General features: G+C 74.1%; 19 protein-coding genes. 12 read left to right on the top strand and 7 right to left on the bottom strand.

The features are described 5' to 3' along the window. The first annotated feature begins 41 nt into the window (after positions 1-41). The 7 genes from QMQ26_RS08125 (at position 42) to QMQ26_RS08095 (ending at position 6329) form a co-directional block, all read left to right on the top strand. A complete protein-coding gene (locus tag QMQ26_RS08125; protein WP_100835510.1) occupies positions 42-1814 on the top strand; it encodes an ABC transporter ATP-binding protein in 1773 nt (590 codons plus the stop codon). A gap of 250 nt (positions 1815-2064) precedes the next feature. Beyond that, a complete protein-coding gene (locus tag QMQ26_RS08120; RefSeq protein WP_100835509.1) occupies positions 2065-2313 on the top strand; it encodes a LapA family protein in 249 nt (82 codons plus the stop codon). Between the two features lie 77 nt (positions 2314-2390). Beyond that, entirely contained in the window at positions 2391-3131 is a 741-nt protein-coding gene (locus QMQ26_RS08115) for an amino acid ABC transporter ATP-binding protein (protein ID WP_100838380.1), read from the top strand. Between the two features lie 10 nt (positions 3132-3141). Beyond that, positions 3142-4053, top strand: coding sequence for a glutamate ABC transporter substrate-binding protein (locus QMQ26_RS08110; protein WP_282205238.1), 912 nt, complete (start codon positions 3142-3144; stop codon positions 4051-4053). A gap of 14 nt (positions 4054-4067) precedes the next feature. After that, positions 4068-4712: an amino acid ABC transporter permease gene (locus QMQ26_RS08105; RefSeq protein WP_100835507.1), complete on the top strand. Its 645-nt coding sequence runs from the start codon at positions 4068-4070 to the stop codon at positions 4710-4712. Further along, complete coding sequence (locus tag QMQ26_RS08100; protein ID WP_100835506.1) at positions 4709-5566, top strand: amino acid ABC transporter permease; 858 nt, start codon at positions 4709-4711, stop codon at positions 5564-5566. Before QMQ26_RS08105 ends, QMQ26_RS08100 begins: the two co-directional genes overlap by 4 nt. 73 nt (positions 5567-5639) lie before the next feature. Then, positions 5640-6329, top strand: coding sequence for a spermidine synthase family protein (locus QMQ26_RS08095; RefSeq protein ID WP_282205237.1), 690 nt, complete (start codon positions 5640-5642; stop codon positions 6327-6329). 42 nt (positions 6330-6371) lie between these two features. On the opposite strand, the gene QMQ26_RS08090 is transcribed toward QMQ26_RS08095, so the two are convergent. Next, entirely contained in the window at positions 6372-8075 is a 1704-nt protein-coding gene (locus tag QMQ26_RS08090) for a glycosyl hydrolase family 18 protein (protein ID WP_282205236.1), read from the bottom strand. Between the two features lie 793 nt (positions 8076-8868). Then, a complete protein-coding gene (locus tag QMQ26_RS08085; RefSeq protein WP_282205235.1) occupies positions 8869-9306 on the bottom strand; it encodes a hypothetical protein in 438 nt (145 codons plus the stop codon). 761 nt (positions 9307-10067) lie between these two features. Between QMQ26_RS08085 and QMQ26_RS08080 the strand changes: the two genes are divergently transcribed. Continuing rightward, positions 10068-11018, top strand: coding sequence for a hypothetical protein (locus QMQ26_RS08080; protein WP_282205234.1), 951 nt, complete (start codon positions 10068-10070; stop codon positions 11016-11018). Here QMQ26_RS08080 and QMQ26_RS08075 read toward each other — a convergent pair. From QMQ26_RS08075 to QMQ26_RS08065, 3 genes are all read right to left on the bottom strand, one after another. Beyond that, positions 10903-11403: a hypothetical protein gene (locus QMQ26_RS08075; RefSeq protein ID WP_282205233.1), complete on the bottom strand. Its 501-nt coding sequence runs from the start codon at positions 11401-11403 to the stop codon at positions 10903-10905. The genes QMQ26_RS08080 and QMQ26_RS08075 overlap by 116 nt on opposite strands. Positions 11404-11499: 96 nt before the next feature. Then, entirely contained in the window at positions 11500-12291 is a 792-nt protein-coding gene (locus tag QMQ26_RS08070) for a TetR/AcrR family transcriptional regulator (RefSeq protein WP_282205232.1), read from the bottom strand. A gap of 96 nt (positions 12292-12387) precedes the next feature. Continuing rightward, positions 12388-12972, bottom strand: coding sequence for an NUDIX hydrolase (locus QMQ26_RS08065; RefSeq protein WP_282205231.1), 585 nt, complete (start codon positions 12970-12972; stop codon positions 12388-12390). Positions 12973-13093: 121 nt separating this feature from the next. Here QMQ26_RS08065 and QMQ26_RS08060 point away from each other — a divergent pair, with 121 nt between their 5' ends. Both QMQ26_RS08060 and QMQ26_RS08055 read left to right on the top strand, forming a co-directional pair. After that, positions 13094-13444, top strand: a complete 351-nt coding sequence (locus QMQ26_RS08060; protein WP_282205230.1) for a hypothetical protein — start codon at positions 13094-13096, stop codon at positions 13442-13444. A 76-nt stretch (positions 13445-13520) separates the two neighbouring features. After that, a complete protein-coding gene (locus QMQ26_RS08055) occupies positions 13521-14750 on the top strand; it encodes a serine hydrolase domain-containing protein (RefSeq protein ID WP_100835498.1) in 1230 nt (409 codons plus the stop codon). Positions 14751-14817: 67 nt separating this feature from the next. Here QMQ26_RS08055 and QMQ26_RS08050 read toward each other — a convergent pair whose 3' ends face one another. Next, positions 14818-15144: a nuclear transport factor 2-like protein gene (locus QMQ26_RS08050; protein ID WP_100835497.1), complete on the bottom strand. Its 327-nt coding sequence runs from the start codon at positions 15142-15144 to the stop codon at positions 14818-14820. A 206-nt stretch (positions 15145-15350) separates the two neighbouring features. Here QMQ26_RS08050 and QMQ26_RS08045 point away from each other — a divergent pair, with 206 nt between their 5' ends. Both QMQ26_RS08045 and QMQ26_RS08040 read left to right on the top strand, forming a co-directional pair. Then, positions 15351-15779, top strand: coding sequence for a DUF6325 family protein (locus QMQ26_RS08045; protein WP_282205229.1), 429 nt, complete (start codon positions 15351-15353; stop codon positions 15777-15779). Between the two features lie 7 nt (positions 15780-15786). After that, positions 15787-16140, top strand: coding sequence for an SHOCT domain-containing protein (locus QMQ26_RS08040; protein WP_282205228.1), 354 nt, complete (start codon positions 15787-15789; stop codon positions 16138-16140). 61 nt (positions 16141-16201) lie between these two features. Here QMQ26_RS08040 and QMQ26_RS08035 read toward each other — a convergent pair whose 3' ends face one another. Then, positions 16202-17245: a terpene synthase family protein gene (locus QMQ26_RS08035; protein WP_159073025.1), complete on the bottom strand. Its 1044-nt coding sequence runs from the start codon at positions 17243-17245 to the stop codon at positions 16202-16204. Positions 17246-17391: the final 146 nt, after the last annotated feature.

Below are 17391 nucleotides of genomic sequence, written 5' to 3'. Positions count from 1 at the left end.
AGTCGTCGCCGCAACCGCGGTCGAAACCGAAGGAGCACGCCGTGAAGCCCCCGAAGATCCACGAACAGGGGCCGGCCACCACGCTGCCGGTCGGCTCCACCGCGGCCGTGCGGGCGTACGGGCGGATGCTGCTGCGGCGGCACCGCGGGGGCCTGGCGGCGGTGGTGGCGCTGCACGGGACGGCGACGGTGGCCGGGCTGGTCGGGCCGGCGGTGCTCGGGTCGCTGGTGCAGTCGCTGTCGGCGGGGAGCGGCGGCGGGCGGATCGCCGCCGCGATCGGGTGGTACCTGGCCGCGCTGGTGGTGCAGTCGGTGTTCACCGGGCTGTCGCTGCTGCGCGGCAGCGTGCTCGGCGAGGAGGCGCTGGCCGACCTGCGGGAGGACTTCCTGGTCCGCTCGGTGGCGCTGCCGCTCGGCGTGCTGGAGCGGGCCGGCACCGGGGACCTGGTCTCCCGGGGCACCACCGACATCGACCGGCTGGCCCGCTCGGTGCGCGACGCGGTGCCCGAACTGGTGGTCGCCGTGGTCTCGGTGGCGCTGGTGCTCGGCGCGCTGCTGGTCACCTCGCCGCTGCTGGCCGCCACCGCCGTGCTCGGCCTGCCTCTGCTGTTCTTCACCTCCCGGTGGTACTTCCGCCGGGCCCCGCAGTCCTACCGCAACGAGTCGGCCGGGTACGCGGCGGTCAACACCGTGCTCGCCGAGACGGTCGACGCCGGGCGGACGGTCGAGGCGCTGCGGCTCGGCGACCGCCGGGTGCAGCTGACCGACCGGAAGATCCGCGAGTGGGTCTCCTGGGAGCGGTACACGCTGTGGCTGCGCAGCGTCTGGTTCCCCACCGTGGACGGCACCTACGCGCTGGCCGTGCTCGGCACCCTGGTGCTGGGCGGGCTGTTCGCCCTGCACGGCTGGGTCAGCCCGGGCCGGCTGACCACCGGCGTGCTGTACGCCCAGGCGCTGGTGCACCCGGTCTCCCGAATCCTGCGCTGGTACGACGAGTTGCAGGTCGGGCAGACCTCGCTGGCCCGGCTGGTCGGCGTCCACGAGGTCGCCGAGCCGGAGACCGACGCGGCGCTGCGCCCGGACGGCCGCCGGGTCGAGGCCCGGGAGGTCAGCTTCGGCTACCACGAGGGGGCGGACGTGCTGCGCGACATCACGCTGGACGTCGAGCCGGGCAGCCGGGTGGCCCTGGTCGGGCCGTCGGGGGCGGGCAAGTCGACGCTGGGCCGGCTGCTGGCGGGCATCTACGCGCCGGGCCGGGGCCTGGTCACGCTCGGCGGGGCCCAGCTGTCGCGGATGCCGGCCGAGCGGGTGCGCACCGAGGTCGCGCTGGTCAACCAGGAGCACCACGTCTTCGTCGGCACCCTGCGGGACAACCTGCACCTGGCCCGGGCGGAGGCCGACGACACCGAGCTGCGGGCCGCGCTGGCCGCGGTCGACGCCGAGGAGTGGGTGGACGCGCTGCCGGACGGGCTGGACACCGAGGTCGGCTCCGGCGGCGCCGCGCTGACGCCCGCCCAGGCCCAGCAACTGGCGCTGGCCCGGCTGGTGCTGGCCGACCCGCACACCCTGGTGCTGGACGAGGCCACCTCGCTGCTCGACCCGCGGGCGGCCCGGCACCTGGAGCGCTCGCTGTCCCGGGTGCTGGCCGGGCGCACCGTGGTGGCGATCGCCCACCGCCTGCACACCGCGCACGACGCCGACGTGATCGCGGTGGTCGAGCAGGGTCGGATCACCGAGTACGGGCCGCACCCGGAGCTGGTGGCCTCCGGCGGGCCGTACGCGGCGCTCTGGCGGTCCTGGCGCGACGAGAGGTAGCGGCCCGGGGAGACCCGAGGAGATCCGGGGAGATCCGGGGAGATATCCGAGGAGACCCGGGGAGAGGTGACGGCCCGACGGGAGGGGCGGCGGTCCAGTGGGCGGGCCCCGCCGCCGCACCACCCGTCCGCCGCCCGCCGGGGGCCGCCCCGGCGGGGATGTGGCGCGGACGGGTGAACGGGCGGGTGAATGGCGGCCGGCGGCGGGGTGGCGCGGTGGCCGGTGGGCGGGGCGGGCGCAGACTGCGGGGGTGACCAAGACATCAGGTGGTTCTCCGTCAGGCACCCAGCGCAACGAGATCGCGGGGATTCCGACCCGGTACATCGGGATCGGCGTCATCGTGGTGCTGGCGATCTGGTTCCTGTTCGCCAACCTGGAGAAGGTGAGGATCCAGTTCTGGGTGTTCACCGTCACCTGCCCGCTGTGGATCGCACTGCTGGCGACGCTGCTGGCCGGGACGGCGCTGGGCTGGCTGCTGAAGGGGCGGCGCGCCAGGTGACGGCCCCGGGGGAGGGCGCCGGGGCGTCACCGGAAGGGGTGCCGGAAGGGGTGCCGGAAGGGGTGCCGGGCGGTCCGGTGGGGGAACCGCTGATCGAACTTCGCGGCGTGAACAAGCACTTCGGGCAGCTGCACGTGCTCCAGGACATCGACCTGGTGGTGGGCCGAGGCGAGGTCGTGGTGGTGATCGGCCCCTCCGGATCGGGCAAGTCCACGCTGTGCCGGGCGATCAACCGGCTGGAGACGGTGGAGAGCGGCAGCATCCTGATCGAGGGGCAGCCGCTGCCCGCGGAGGGCAAGGGCCTGGCGAAGCTGCGCGCCGAGGTGGGGATGGTGTTCCAGTCCTTCAACCTGTTCGCGCACAAGACGGTGCTGCAGAACGTGACGCTGGCCCAGGTCAAGGTCCGCAAGCGCGGGAAGGCCGAGGCGGAGGCCAAGGGCCGCCAACTGCTGGAGCGGGTCGGGCTGGAGGCGCACGCGGCCAAGTACCCGGCGCAGCTGTCCGGCGGCCAGCAGCAGCGGGTGGCGATCGCCCGGGCGCTGGCGATGGACCCGAAGGCGCTGCTGTTCGACGAGCCGACCTCCGCGCTCGATCCCGAGATGATCAACGAGGTGCTGGAGGTCATGCGCTCGCTGGCCGCCGAGGGCATGACCATGGTGGTGGTGACCCACGAGATGGGCTTCGCCCGGTCGGCCGCCAACCGCGTGGTGTTCATGGCGGACGGCCGGATCGTCGAGGACCGCGTCCCCGAGGAGTTCTTCGCCGACCCGCGCAGCGAACGGGCCCGGGACTTCCTCTCCAAGATCCTGAAGCACTGAGGTGGTCCGGGTGAGGAGACGCCTCGTGCCGCTGCTCGCGGTGCTCGCAGTGCTGGCGGTGCTGGCGGGCCTGTCCGGCTGCGGCAAGGAGGGCACCCCGCCGCCGAAGGGCCCGCAGGCCGGCGCGCTGCCCAGCTACCAGGTGCGCGGCGGCGACGCCGTCACCGGCTCGCCGACCCTGGACGCGGCCCGCGCCCGCGGCCACCTGGTGGTGGGCGTCAAGGAGGACCAGCCGTACCTGGGGCAGAAGAACCCGGCGACCGGCGAGTACTCCGGCTTCGACATCGAGATCGCCAAGATGGTCGGTGCCGACCTGGGCTTCGCCCCGGAGCAGATCGAGTTCCGCACCATCGCCTCCGCCAACCGCGAGACGGCGCTGCAGAACGGACAGGTCGACTACTACGTGGGCACCTACACCATCAACGACAACCGCAAGAAGCTGGTCGGTTTCGCCGGGCCGTACTTCATCGCCGGACAGTCCCTGCTGGTCCGCAAGGACGAGACCGGGATCGACGGGCCGCAGGACCTGGCCGGGCGGAAGGTCTGCTCGGCCGCCGGGGCGACCCCGTACCAGCGCATCCAGCAGGACTACCCGAAGGCCGAGCTGATCGGCTACGACACCTACTCGGCCTGCGTGGACAACCTGATCACCGGCCAGGTCGACGCGGTGACCACCGACAACGCGATCCTGCAGGGCTACGCGGCGAAGGTCCCGGACGAGTTGAAGATCGCCGGGCAGCCGTTCTCCACCGAGCCGTACGGCATCGGCGTGCCGAAGAACGACACCGCGCTGCGCCTGGCACTGGACGACGCGCTGGAGCGGCACGAGCAGAACGGCGACTGGAAGAAGGCGTACGAGGCGACGCTCGGCCTGTCCGGGGTGCCCGCGCCCGAGCCGCCGGCCGTCGACCGGTACCAGTAGAGGGAGGAGGACAGGTGAACGTCCTGACCGACAACTGGTCCACGTACTGGCACGGGTTCCTCGGCACGCTGTGGCTGACCCTGGTGAGCGCGGCGCTGGCGCTGGTGCTCGGGGTGGTGGTCGCGGGCTTCCGGGTGTCGCCGGTCAAGCCGCTGCGGGCGTTCGGCACCGGGTGGGTGACGGTGCTGCGCAACACGCCGCTGACGCTGCTGTTCTTCATCGTGGTGCTGGGCCTGCCCCGGTTCGACATCACGCTGCCGTTCTTCACCTTCGCGGTGCTCGCGCTGGGCTGCTACACCTCGGCGTTCGTCTGCGAGACGCTGCGCTCCGGGGTGAACACGGTGCCGGTCGGGCAGGGCGAGGCGGCCCGCAGCCTGGGCCTGACCTTCACCCAGACGCTGGGCCTGGTGATCCTGCCGCAGGCGTACCGGGCGGTGGTCGCCCCGTTGGGCAGCGTGATGATCGCGCTGGCGAAGAACACCGCGATCGCCGGGTCGTTCAGCGTGGTCGAACTGCTCGGCACCTACCGGACCCTCAACGAGCTGGGCTACAGCATTGTCTGGACCTTCGTCTGGATCGCGCTCGGGTACCTGGTCCTGACGCTGGCGATCAGCGCCCTGTTCAACCTGCTGGAACGACGGGTGGCGGTGTCCCGATGACGGTGGAGTCCTCCGCGCTGTACGACGTCCCCGGTCCGAAGGCGCTGGCCCGGCACCGACTGTACGGGTGGCTGGCGCTGCTGCTGATCGTCGCGGTGATCGGCTGGGTGGTCTACATGCTGTTCCACACCCAGCAGTTCACGTACCAGAAGTGGATGCCCTTCGAGTACAAGGGCGTCCAGGAACTGCTGCTGCGCGGCCTGGCCAACACCCTGAAGGCCTTCGGCTGGACGGCCCTGTTCGCGCTGCCCTTCGGCGCGCTGTTCGCCGCCGGGCGGCTCTCCGAGCACCGGGTGGTGCGCTGGGTCTCCACCGTGGTGGTGGAGTTCTTCCGGGCGATGCCGCTGCTGGTGATGATCTTCTTCATCTTCGTCGCGCTCAAGGCGCCGCCGATGTGGGCCCTGGTCGCCGGGCTGACGCTGTACAACGGCTCGGTGCTGGCCGAGGTGTTCCGGGCCGGGGTGCTCGCGGTGCCCGGGGGGCAGCGGGAGGCGGCGTACGCGCTGGGGCTGCGCAAGACCCAGGTGATGGCGTACGTGCTGGTGCCGCAGGCGAACCGGGCGATGCTGCCGACCATCGTCAGCCAGCTGGTCGTGGCGCTCAAGGACACCTCGCTCGGGTTCCTGATCACCTACGAGGAGTTCCTGCACGCCGGGAAGCTGATCGCCACCAACCTCGACTACGACCTGCCGTTCATCCCGGTGGTCATGGTGATCGCCCCGGTCTACATCGGGATGTGTCTGCTGCTCTCCTGGTTCGCCAAGTGGCTGGAGCGGCGCGGGCGGCGCAGCCCGAAGGTGAAGGGCGGCGCGCCGGTCGCGCCGGCCGGGTTCACGCCCGATCCGCAGGGGTAGCCCACGGTGACCGGCCGGGTCGGTTAGGGTCAGTGGGTCAACGACCGGTGCCGACCTTCCCAGGAGTTGCCGCATGTCCGTGCTGCCCAGCCGCCAGGGCCTGTCCGAGGCCGAAGTGCTCGACCGGCGGGAGAGCGCGAGCGGCGAGGTGGTGCTGCGGCGGCGCGGGGAGCACTGCGAGGTCATCGTGAACGGCTGCTTCCTGATGGACACCGTCGACGGCCGCTCCGAACGGCTGCTGGTGCGGGCCGCGTTGGACGGGCTGGCGGCGGTGGAGCGCCCCAGCGTGCTGATCGGCGGGCTGGGCGTCGGCTTCTCGCTGGCGCACGCCGCCGCCGAGCCGCGCTGGGCGCGGATCGCGGTGGTCGAGCGCGAGGCGGCGATCATCGACTGGCACCGCACCGGCCCGCTCGGCGCGTTCTCCGCCGGGGCGCTGGACGACCCCCGGGTGGAGGTGCTGCACACCGACCTGGTCGAGTACCTCGGGCGGGACGGGGAGCGCTACGACGCGCTCTGCCTCGACGTCGACAACGGCCCCGACTGGACGGTCGGCACCGAGAACGGCCGCCTGTACGCCCCGGCCGGGCTGGCCTCCGCCGCCGCCCGGCTCAACCCCGGCGGGGTGCTGGCGGTGTGGAGCGCCCAGCCGTCCGCCGCCTTCGAACGGGCGCTGCGGGAGGCCGGGTTCACCGACGTCCGGACCGAGGAGGTGCCGGTCGAGCGCGGCGTGCCCGATGTGGTCCACCTGGCACGCCGCGCCTGAGGCGATGAGTTGCCGTACTCCTTCATGCGGTAGACGGCTCCGTCAAACTGCCTGCTGTTTCAGGCCGTTGGCGAGCACGGTCGCGGGCTGGAACAGGCCGTTGGTGCTGCCGCGCGGCACACCCGTCCAGCCGCGGCCGTAGAACGGGACGCCCAGCGTCAGCTCCGACTTCGGGGCGCCGCCGTTCAGGTACGCGCTGACGGCGATCTCGGAGCTGAAGCGCCGGTCCGGGGCGGACGGGTCGCCGGCGGCGACCTTCGGCGCGGACTGCTGGTTGGTGGTCGTCTCCCAGGCGCCGTGGTGGTCGTAGCCCTGGACGGTGGCGAAGTCGAACGCCCCGAACAGGCCCGGGATGTCGATGCCCGCGGTGATCTTCGCCGGGTCGGCGGGCAGGAAGGCGCTCAGCGTGTAGTGCGTGCCGGTGCTCGCGCCGAGGGCGTCCAGCCGGCGGCGGAACTCCTGGACCAGCAGGGTGTAGTTGGCCTTGTCGGCGGGCCGGACGACGTTGCCGAGGTGGCCCTCCGAGTTCGGCCACTCCCAGTCCAGGTCGATGCAGGAGGAGACCGGCGCCTTGCGCGAGGCGTCGGTGGCCGCCGCGTCGGAGAACCACTTGCCGTAGGACCAACCGCCCAGCGAGATCTGCACCTTGAGGTTCGGGTACTTGGCCTTGAGCTGCCTGAGCTGGTTGAAGTTGCCGGCCGGCTTCTGGTCCCAGGTGTCGGTCGTGCCCGCCACCGAGGTGGTCGCGTCCCAGCCGCGTCCGAAGTCCGCCCAGGCGTCGCCCGCGCCGTCGCCCGCGTTCGGGTCGGAGTCGTTGCCCGCCGCCTTGTTGGTGAGGAAGCACTGCTTGGTGGACGGGTGGATGGTGGCGAACGCGTAGTTCAGGTAGTCGAGTTGCGCGGCGCTGCCCGAGGTGTCCAGCTTCTTCACGCTGTAGCCGCGCGCGTACACCGACCACTGGGTGAAGTAGCCGATGGTCAGGCCGGTCCGCGGGTCGACCTTGCCGGTGCGGACCGTCACCGGGTGGGAGGCGGACGAGGTGTTGCCCGCCGCGTCCCGGGCCTTCACGGTGAAGGTGTACGGGGTGTCCGGGGCCAGGCCGGAGACCGTCGCCGCGGGGGCGGGGCGGGGGCGGGGACGAACAGGGCCGGCGTCCCGCCCTCGTGCACGTCGTACCCGGCGACCTTGACGTTGTCGGTGGACGCCGTCCAGGAGACCGTGGCCCGGCCCGCGCCGGACTGGGTCGCGGTGACGCCGGCCGGGGCCGTCGGCGGCTGGGTGTCGCCGCCACCGCCGTCGCACGGCCGGCCGGCCGTTCAGCTTGCAGTTCCGCAGCTCGGCGTACGGGCCCGAGTAGGCCACGTTGAAGCCGAAGTCGTAGGAGGCGCCGGGGGCGATCTGCGGCTGCCAGCTCTGGTTCTTCACCGTGACGTGCGAGGCCGCGGCGGTGTACGTGGCGTTCCACAGCACGCCGAGGGTGTGGTTCGCGGGGAGGTCGAACTCCAGCGTCCAGCCGTTGATCGCGGCGCTGCCGGCGTTGGTGACGGTGTAGCCGCCGCCGTGACCCGTGCCCCAGTCCTGGTCCTGGTGGAAGACCGCGGTGGGCTCGGCCGCGTGCGCGGCCCCGGCCGGCCGGGACACCGTCAGCAGCGGGGCGAGCAGGCTGCCGACGGCGAGGAGGGGGAGGCGGTACCGACGTCTGCGCAGGAAGGGGCTCCTGTCCGGGAGCGGCGCCGCGCGGGGCACGCGCGGGACGGCTCCACTGCCTGTGGGGGAGGAGAGGTGCGCGTGCAGGTACGGATGGCAGGCCGCGACCCGGCCGGGGCCCTGGCGGGCGGGCGCGGGAGGCGGACTCCTCGGCCGTCGGGGAGCCCGGGAGGTCCTGTGTCATCGGAGGGTAGGGATCAGGTAATGGAATGGCAATGGGTCTGGACCGCGCCGAAGTTTCCGCAAGGGGACGGGAGTCGGGGGTTTGAGCGGCGGGTCCTCCGGCGGCGCGGTCGCGGGGGAGGACGGGCCAGGCGCGGGCGGGGGCGGGGAGTGCGTGAGGATGATGTGTGTGACACGCGTTCCCATCGAGCCGGTGGGTGCGGCATGATCATTGGCATGCTCGAACGTGAGATCGAACTGTTGGCACAACTCCTGGCGGAGTTCGAGGCCCTGCGGTTCCCCCGGGCTGGCACGACCGGGAACCCGGCGGCACGTGCCTCCTCACCCTCGCCACCACCCTCACCGCCTGCACCGCCGCCGCCCTCGACGGCCCGCTCGCCACCCGCCACCGCGAGCACCTGAGTCAGCGCCTCGCCCTCCTCGCCGACCTGCTGCCCGCCTTCGCCGCCGACTCGTACGCCACCGGCTACTTCGTCGCGCTCTACCGGATGGCCTCGCTCGCCGAGGAAGTCGACGACCGGCGGGCAGTGGAGACGGGCTGACCGGCTGACAGGCTGACCGGCTGGCAGGTCGGACCGGTTGACGGGTCGGCGGAAAGGCGAACGGCGAGCCGGGGACCGGCTCGCCGTTCGGTGGGACGGGTGCGGGATCAGCCGAAGGGGCTGCTCGCAGGCGGGGGCGGCGGGGTCTGGGCCGCCGGCTGGGCCGGGGCGTTGCTGCGCGGAGCCGCCGCGGCGAAGGGGTTGAAGTCCGGCGGCGGGACCTTGACGAGGCGGCCCTTGGTCGGGTCGGCCTCCTCCGGCTCCTCGGCGGGGGCTTCGGCGGCGGTGGTGGTGCCGGGGGCGGCTGCGGCGAAGGGGTTGAAGTCCGGCGGCGGGACGTTGACCAGCCGGCCCTTGGTCGGGTCCGCCGGCTCCGCCGGGGCGGCCGGGGCCGGGACCACGGGCGGGGCGCTCGGACGCGGCGGGATGTTCGCGGCCGGGGCGCTCGGAGACGGCGTGGCCACGGTGCCGAACGGGTCGGACGGCTCGGAGGAGAGCGTCGTCCCGAACGGGTCGGCGCTCGCCGGACGCGGGGCGGGTGCCACCGGGGCGGGGGCGGGAGCCGGGGTCGCGGGGGCGGCCGGGGTGGTGGCGCGGGGGCGGCGGAGGCGAAGGGGTTGAAGTCGGCCGGGGGGACCTTGACGAGGCGGCCCTTGGTCGGGTCGGCCTCCTCCGGCTCCTCGGCGGGGGTGCTGGTGGTGCTGGGGGCGGCCGCGGCGAAGGGGTTGAAATCGGGCGGCGGGACGTTGACGAGGCGTCCCTTGGTGGGATCGGCCTGTTCGGGGGCCGGTTCCGGCGCGGCGGCGGCGGGGGTCGGGGCGCCGAAGGGGTCGCTGCCCGCGAACGGGTCGGCGGCCGGAGCCGGGGTCGCGGGAGCGACCGGGGCGGCGGGGGCGGCGGAGGCGAAGGGGTTGAAGTCGGCCGGGGGACCTTGACCAGGCGGCCCTTGGTCGGGTCCGCCTCCTCCCGCTCTTCGGCGCCGGTGGCCGGTGTGGCGGGGGCGGTGGTTGCGGCGAAGGGGTTGAAGTCCGGCGGCGGGACGTTGACGAGGCGTCCCTTGGTGGGGTCGGCCTGTTCGGGGGCCGGTTCCGGCGCGGCGGGGGCCGGGGCCGGGGCGCCGAAGGGGTCGCTGCCCGCGAAGGGGTCGGCGGCAGCTGGGGCCACGGGGGCGGCCGGGGTGCTGGGGGCCGTGGAGGCGAAGGGGTTGAAGTCCGGGGGCGGGACGTTGACCAGCCGGCCCTTGGTCGGGTCCGCTTCCTCCCGTTCCCCGGCGGCCGGGCCGGCGCCGGGTGCGGCGAACGCGTCCGTGGAGGCCAACACCGGGGAGGCGGTGGTCTGGGCGGGCAGGTCGCCCGGGGCCGGGGTGCCGAACGGGTTGAAGTCGGAGGGCGGTACCCGCACCGCCGTCCCCGACGGGCTGTCGGGCTGTTCGGGCGCGGCGACCGGTGCCGGGGCCTGCACCGGCGGGGACACCGGCGGGGCCGCCGGCGCGGTCGGAGCGGGGGTCGGAGCGGCGGCCTGCGCGGGCACCGTCGCGGGTGCGGGCGTGGCCGGCGGCTGCGCCGGGACGGTCCGGCCCACCGGGACCGGCGTCGGGGCCACCGCCACGCCGTCCCAAGCGAGTTGGACCGTGCAGAGCAGGTCCGCGAAGACCTCGGTGTACACGTCCCAGTCCTCGGTGTCCGAGGTGGTCAGCTGGACGGTCAGCACGGTGGCCCCGTCCGGCATCGGCAGGAACGCCTCGACCGCGGTGCTCACCACCCGGCCGCTCGGGCTCTCGTCCCGCAGCTCCTTCAGCGCGGGGACGGCCCGGGTCTCCACCAGCAGCGCGGCCGGGCCGGACGGCAGCAGCACCGTCCACACCTCGGCGTACGGGCGCTCGGTGGACAGGTCCACCGCCAGGTCCTGGATCGGCTGGGCGCACTGGACGGTCGACACCACCAGCGACACCCGGGAGCGCCGGCCGTTCACCAGCAGGGCGCCGACCCCCGCGTACGCGACGTCCGCCGCCGCGAACCGCTCGGCCAGCATCGCCGCGACCACCGCGAAGTCGTTGCGCTCGGCCGGGGTGCCGCCCGAGAACACCTCCTCGGCGGTCTCCGCCAGGTGCGCGGAGAGCGCGTTGCCCGAGCCGCGGACGGTCAGGGTGTGGAACGCGGGCGGCACCACCAGCCGGGCCTCCACCCCGAGCCGGTCGGCAGCTCGTCGGGCGCCACCGTCGTCCTCGGCTCCGCGAGCGCGGCGAGCGCCCGGGTGAACCCGGCCACGCCCTCCTCGTCCAGCCCGACCGGCTCGGCGGACAGCCGCAGCGCGGAGGCCGCCGACACGTCGGTCAGCCCGAGTGCCGACGCCCCGTAGCGCTGGGCCAGCACCGGGACGGCCTCGCGGCCGGCGGCGGCGTTCGGACGGCGGTTGGCGGACACCTCGACGACGGTGCCGAGCCGGGGCACGGCGAGCAGGCCGGGGCCGATCTGGCTGATCCGCAGGCCGAACAGGGCCTTGGCGGCGGGGTGTTCGGAGCGGCGGAACGCGGTGAGCGCGTCGGCCTGGTAGTGGGTGGCGCGGCTGCCGAGAAGTGCGGCGCACGCCGCGTCCAGCGTGGCCGTGATCCGGTCTGCGGCGGCGAAGCCGTCCTGCGTCATTCGCCGAGCCCCCTCGTTCTCGGGTGTGGACAGTTCAGCCAATTCTTATCAGACCGCGACGGCGCGGACGGTGGGTTGGCCGGGGGCGACGGGAGGTCAGGGGGCGGGCGGGGCGGCGAGCCGGAACAGGGACTCGGTGAGGGCGGGGGCGGCGAAGGTCGCGGCGAGGTCGCGGAGCAGCCGGGCGGTCGGGCCGTCGGGGCGTTCGGTGGCGAAGAACTCGCCGAGCAGGGCGGCCAGTTCCGGGTCGCGGGTGGCGGTGACGGCGAGCGCCGCGACCAGTTCCTGGACCAGCTGGAGCTGGAGCGTCCCGACCGGGACGGGCCTGTCGGAGAGCCAGTCCAGCGAGCTGATCTCGGCGTTGGCGATCCAGGCCCGGACGGTCCGGCGCAGGGCCGGGCTGGGCGCCGGGACGCCGAGGTGCAGCAGGATCTGCTCCTGCGCGGCCCGCCGGACCTGGTCGATGACGGCGTCCGCGTCCGGGCTGGCGGCGACCGAGCCGCCGCGCAGCAGTGCGGTGAAACCGGCCGCGTGGGACTGCACGAAGTCGAGGTAGCGGCCCATGACGCGGTACAGCCGCTCGGAGAGCGGGCCCTCGCCGGGCTCCTCGAACCGCCCGGCCAGCTCGCGCCCGGCCCGGCGCAGCGCCTCCTCGTACAGGGCTTGCTTGCCCGGGAAGTAGTGGTACACCAGCGGGCGGGAGGCGCCCGCGGCGGCGGCGATGTCGTCGATCGAGACGTCCTCGGGCGCGCGGTCCGAGAACAGCTGGAGCGCCACCGCGATCAGCTGCTCGCGGCGCTCGTCGACGCTCAGCCGCCGCCGGGGCGCGCGGGCGGCGGGACGCTGTTCCTCCGCGCGGGGGGCCGCGGGCGGCGTACGGGAAGCCATGCGGCCCACCCTAGTTCTTCGGGCACGGCCGGGGGCGACGAGGGCCCGGGGAGCGGCGGGAGCGCCGCCGGGGCGGCAGGCCGGGGCGGGCGGTGGTCAGGCGGTGGCGCGCCGCTCCAGGTAGCGGCGGTACGCCTCGCGGCCGTCCGGCACGAACTCCCAGCTGGTGAGCCGTTCGGCGAGCTGCTCCTCGGTGAGCCAGTCGTACCAGGCGACCTCGGACTCCTGGGGGTGCACCGGGCCGTCCCACTCGGCCGCGTGGACGTCGGACCACCAGCTGTAGCGGTCGCCGTCGGTGTAGAGGAAGCGGAACAGCGGGCGGGTGCGGATGCCGCTGACGCCGAGCTCCTCCTCGGCCTCCCGGACGGCGGCCTCGGGGTAGCTCTCGCCGGCGCCGACCACGCCGCCGACGAAGCAGTCGTGGGCGCCGGGGGCGAACGCCTTGGTGTCGGTGCGGCGGTGGGTGAAGATCCGGCCCCGCGGGTCGCGGACCAGGACGAAGACGCAGCGGTGGATCAGGCCGTCGCGGTAGACCTCGGAGCGGGGGGCGGTGCGCAGCACCCGGTCCTGTTCGTCGACCACGTCGAGGATCTCGTCGAGGTTGGTGGCGGGGCCGGTGAAGGGGCCGGTGAAGGGGCCGGTGGCGGAGTCGGCGGCCGGGCCGGTGGCGGGAGTGTCCATGTCCGCCATTGTGGCGTGCGCCGGTGGTCCGCGGCGGTGTCACCCGAAAGAGTTGGTATACGCAGGGATCGGCCCGGGAATGACCCGGTCGGAACGTCAGGAACCTTTCCGAGGAGCAGAGTTGAAGAACCGCGCCGCCGCCCTGTCCGTCGCCGCCGCCCTGGTCGCGCTCGGCACCGCGCTGCCCGCCTCGGCCGCCCCGGCCCCGGCCGCCGCCGCTGCCGTCGAGTCGGTCCGTTCGGGCCTGGACTGCACCACCTGGATCCACCACAACGACCCGCTGTACGGAGGCGTCGACTGCACCAACAACACCGGCTCCCCGGTCACCTTCCACGCCGACATCGTCTGCGGCTGGGCGCCGGACGTGACGGGCAACTCGGTGACGGCCCTGCCGGGCCGGACCGAGGAGTCCTCCGGCCACTGCGCCGTCTACTCCTCGGGCATCGGGCACATCGGGTGGACGGTGGAATGAGGGGGGAATGACGGCGGAGTGGTCCCGGGGGACCGCGAAGTGATCGCGGGGGAGCGCGGTTGTCTAGGGTGGAAGGGTGGAGAACCAGCAGATCCAGGGGTTCGCGGCGGCCGGGTTCGAGCCGGTCCGGGAGGCTTTCGCGGGCAACTTCCGGGAGTACGGGGAGTTGGGCGCGGCCTTCGCGCTGTACCTCGACGGGCGGAAGGTGGTCGACCTGTGGGGCGGGGACGCCCGGCCGGAGGTCGGGGCCCGGCCGGCCCCGGCGGTCGGTTGGGAGGAGGGGACGGCGCAGGTGCTGCGGTCCGTCACCAAGGGGCTGACCGCCTCCGCCGCGCTGCACCTCGCGCAGCGCGGGCTGCTCGACCTGGACGCGCCGGTGGCCTCCTACTGGCCGGAGTTCGCGCAGGCCGGGAAGGGGCGGGTGCCGGTGCGCTGGCTGCTCTCGCACCAGGCCGGGCTGCCCGCGCTGGACGTGCCGCTGCGGATCGAGGACGTGCTGGCCTGGGAGCCGGCCGCTGCTGCCGTCGCCGCCCAGGCCCCCGCCTGGGAGCCCGGCACCGCGCACGGGTACCACCCGCTGACCTTCGGCTGGCTGGTCGGCGAGGTGGTCCGGCGGGCCGGGGGCCGCAGCGTGGGCCGGTACTTCGCGGAGGAGATCGCCGCCCCGCTCGGCCTGGACCTGTGGATCGGCCTGCCCCCCGCCGCGGCCGGCCGGGTCGGCCGGCTGGTCGACCTGCCCGCGCCGGAGGCGGCCCGGCTCGCCCCCGGCGGGATGCGGATGCGCCCCAAGCAGTCCGTGCTGGACGCCTACCGGGACCCGCACTCGCTGACCGCCCGCTCGTTCGGCGCGGTGCGCAGCAGCGTGGACCTGAACGACCCGGCGGTGCAGGCGGTCGAGGTGCCGGGCGCGGGCGGGATCGGCACCGCCCGTTCGCTGGCCCGGTTCTACGCGGCGCTGATCGGCGCCGCCGACCGGGCCGACGCGCCCGGGCAGCGGCTGCCCGCGCTGTTCGAGCCCGGCACGCTGGCCGAGGCGGCCGGCCCCTCGGTGCAGGGCCCGGACCGGGTGCTGATCGTCAACACCACCTTCGGCCAGGGCTTCTTCCGGCACGGCGGCACCTCGCCGATGGCCTCCCCGGCGAGCTTCGGCCACCCGGGCCGGGGCGGTTCGCTGGGCTTCGCCGACCCGGAGCTGGGCATCGGCTTCGGCTACGTCACCAACGGCATGCAGCCGGGCGTCACCGGGGACGTCCGCTCCCGGGCGCTGATCGCCGCCGTCCGGCAGTGCCTGGCGGAACGGGGCTGAGACCGGCGCCCGGGAGCGGGCGGGAAGGGGCGGAGCGGGACGGGCCGGGACGGGGCCGGGACGGGCGTCAGGCCTGGCCGGTCTCGAAGCGGCTGACCCGGCCGTCCGGGGCGACGGTGAAGCGCCAGGCGGTGCGCATCTCGCCCCAGGTGTCGTTGCGGTAGTCGGCGACCACGGCGCGGCCGCCGGACTTCTCGGTCTGCACCTCGATGTGCCCGTGCGAGGAGAAGATCTCCCGGTCGACCCAGTCCGCCAGGTCGCGCTCCGAGCCGTCGTCGGACATCGTGGCGTCCTCAGTCAGGGCGGCGAAGAAGGCGTCCCGGTCACCGGAGTTGACGGCGCCGAGCAGGCGGCGGACGGCCGGGTCGGAGAGTTTGTCGACGGCGATGGTCATGGCGGCTGGCTCCTTGACGGTGGATCTTGTCCTGCCTCGACGGGACCACGGCGGGCCGCCGTCCGCCAGCCGCCTTGGGCCACCCGGAGCCCGGTCCGGTCCGCCGACCGCGTGGCGTGCCGCGCCCCTGCGGCATCCGTGTGGTCTGATCCCGATATGCGCGACACGAGGAACACCGGGGATTCGCCCGCGGAAGGGGGTTCCTGATGGGACCGGCCGAACTGCTCGTCCTGACCTTCCCGGAGGCGACCGTCAGCGCCGAGGCGGCCGGTGTGCTGGTCCGGCTGCGGGACGCGGCCGGGGTCCGGGTGATCGACTCGCTGGCGGTCGTCCGGGACGCCGGGGGCGAGGCGACCTACGGGGAGCTGACCGACTTCGAACACCTGCAGGGCGTCGCGGGCCTGGAAGAGGAGGAGCTGCCGCTGATCGGGCCGGAGGACGCCCAGGAGGTGGCCGAACTGCTGGAGCCCGGCAGCGCGGCGCTGATCGTGCTGGTCGAGCACCTGTGGGCCGAGGAGGCCGCCGCGGCGCTGCGCGCGGTCGGCGGCCGGATCGCCTCCGGGGTGCGCATTCCGCCGGAGAACATCGAAGAGGCCGTCCGCGCCGCCGAGGCGCGCGTCGCGACGGGAGAGTGAGGACGGCGTGTTCCGACCGATGAGGCCGATCCGGCCGGTCCGGGTGGTCCGCCCGGTGGGCCGTCCGCTGGCCCGCGGGCTGGTGGTGGGCGGCGCCGCGTACGCCGCGGGCCGGGCCGGGGCCCGGCGGGCCGCCGACGAGCGGGGCCAGGACGAGGCGATCGCCGAGCTGCAGGCCGAGCAGGACCGGGCCGCGCAGCAGCAGGCCGCGCCGGCACCCGTGCCCGCCGCTCCCGCTGCCGCCCCTGCTCCCGGTGGCGAGGACGTGGCGGACAAGCTGGCCCGGTTGGCGCAGCTGGCGCAGCAGGGGCTGCTCACCCCGGAGGAGTTCGCCGCGGCGAAGGCCCGGCTGCTGGCCTGAGCGGCGCGTCACGGCCCGAGCGGTGCCCGGAGCGCCCGGAGCGGTCCGTCGGGGCCGGCCGTCACCACAGCTGGTCCCACCACCAGGCGATCTCGGGGTAGGGCGGCGGGGTGAGCCGGCCGTCGGCGGGCCGTTCGGCGCGTTCGGCGGTCGGGAGCGTCCCGGGGGTGCGCTCGGTGTAGCGGGCGGAGGTGAAGCCCCACTCCAGGTTCCCGCTCACCAGGTTGGACAACTGCTGGATGTAGCGCCGCAGTTCGGCCCCGGCCCGGCGGGAGGTGCGGTCGGCGAGGCGGAGGAACAGGCACATGGTGCGGTCGTGCAGGGCGGCGGCCTCCAGCAGGGCCCGCTCCCGGCCGCAGCCCAGGTGCCGCTGGAGCGCGTCCACGATGTTGCTCTCCAGCGCGCCGTGGTCGTCCTCGCGGCGGAAGGAGTAGACGTCGGCCGAGACCAGCACCAGGAACTTGGCGGCCTCGGTCAGCGCGTGCACCCGGGGCGAGTCCAGCTGGGACTGCGGAATGGCGGTGCGCTCGCAGACCTCGATGATCTCGATGCAGGAGCGGCTGCCGCGGTCCAGCGGGCCGATGGTCAGGTACTCGGAGAGCGTCATCGGCCGGCGCTCGGTGCGGTAGGCGACGATGGCGGCGGCGCCCATGAAGGACTCCAGCTGGCTGTCCGCCCAGCGCTTGACCGACAGGGCGGGGGCCCAGTCGCGGGCCCGGGCGAACACGTCGCGCACCGAGGCGACGTAGAGGTCGGTCTCGTCCGGGTGGGAATTCGGCGAATTGATAACAGCCAGTAGTGTGGCTGCTATGGTGAGTACACGGGAGGGGTCCCGGCTGAGCCTGCCGGTGTCCCACTCGTCGTCCAGCGTGAGCATGCTGCACAGCCACTGCGAGACCAGTTCCAGCCCGGTGGTGCCGTCCGCGTCCTTGGCTATCCGGCAGACGAACTCGTGCGCGCCGATGGCGAGGAGACGGCGCCGCCGTTCCGCGTCCGCGGCGAAGCCCATCGTTTCGAGCCAGAGTTCGGTGCTCTTGCCGACGGCTTCGTGATCGGGGTGCAGGCCGGACGGGATGGGGCAGAAGAGCGGGGGTATTGCAGCCAACGTGTCTCCAGTGCAGCCTGTTTCCGGTGCGCCGCTGATCAGGGTGCGCGGTCCCGGCGATGGCCTTCCCCGGCCAAGATCCACTACACCTTTGTGGTCTGAAAGTTATCCGATCGGATCGTCAGATGTCATGGCTGGTAAGGGAT

It is taken from the genome of Kitasatospora fiedleri (assembly GCF_948472415.1).
Classification (GTDB): domain Bacteria; phylum Actinomycetota; class Actinomycetes; order Streptomycetales; family Streptomycetaceae; genus Kitasatospora; species Kitasatospora fiedleri.
This window is presented reverse-complemented; position numbering and strand designations above follow the sequence as displayed.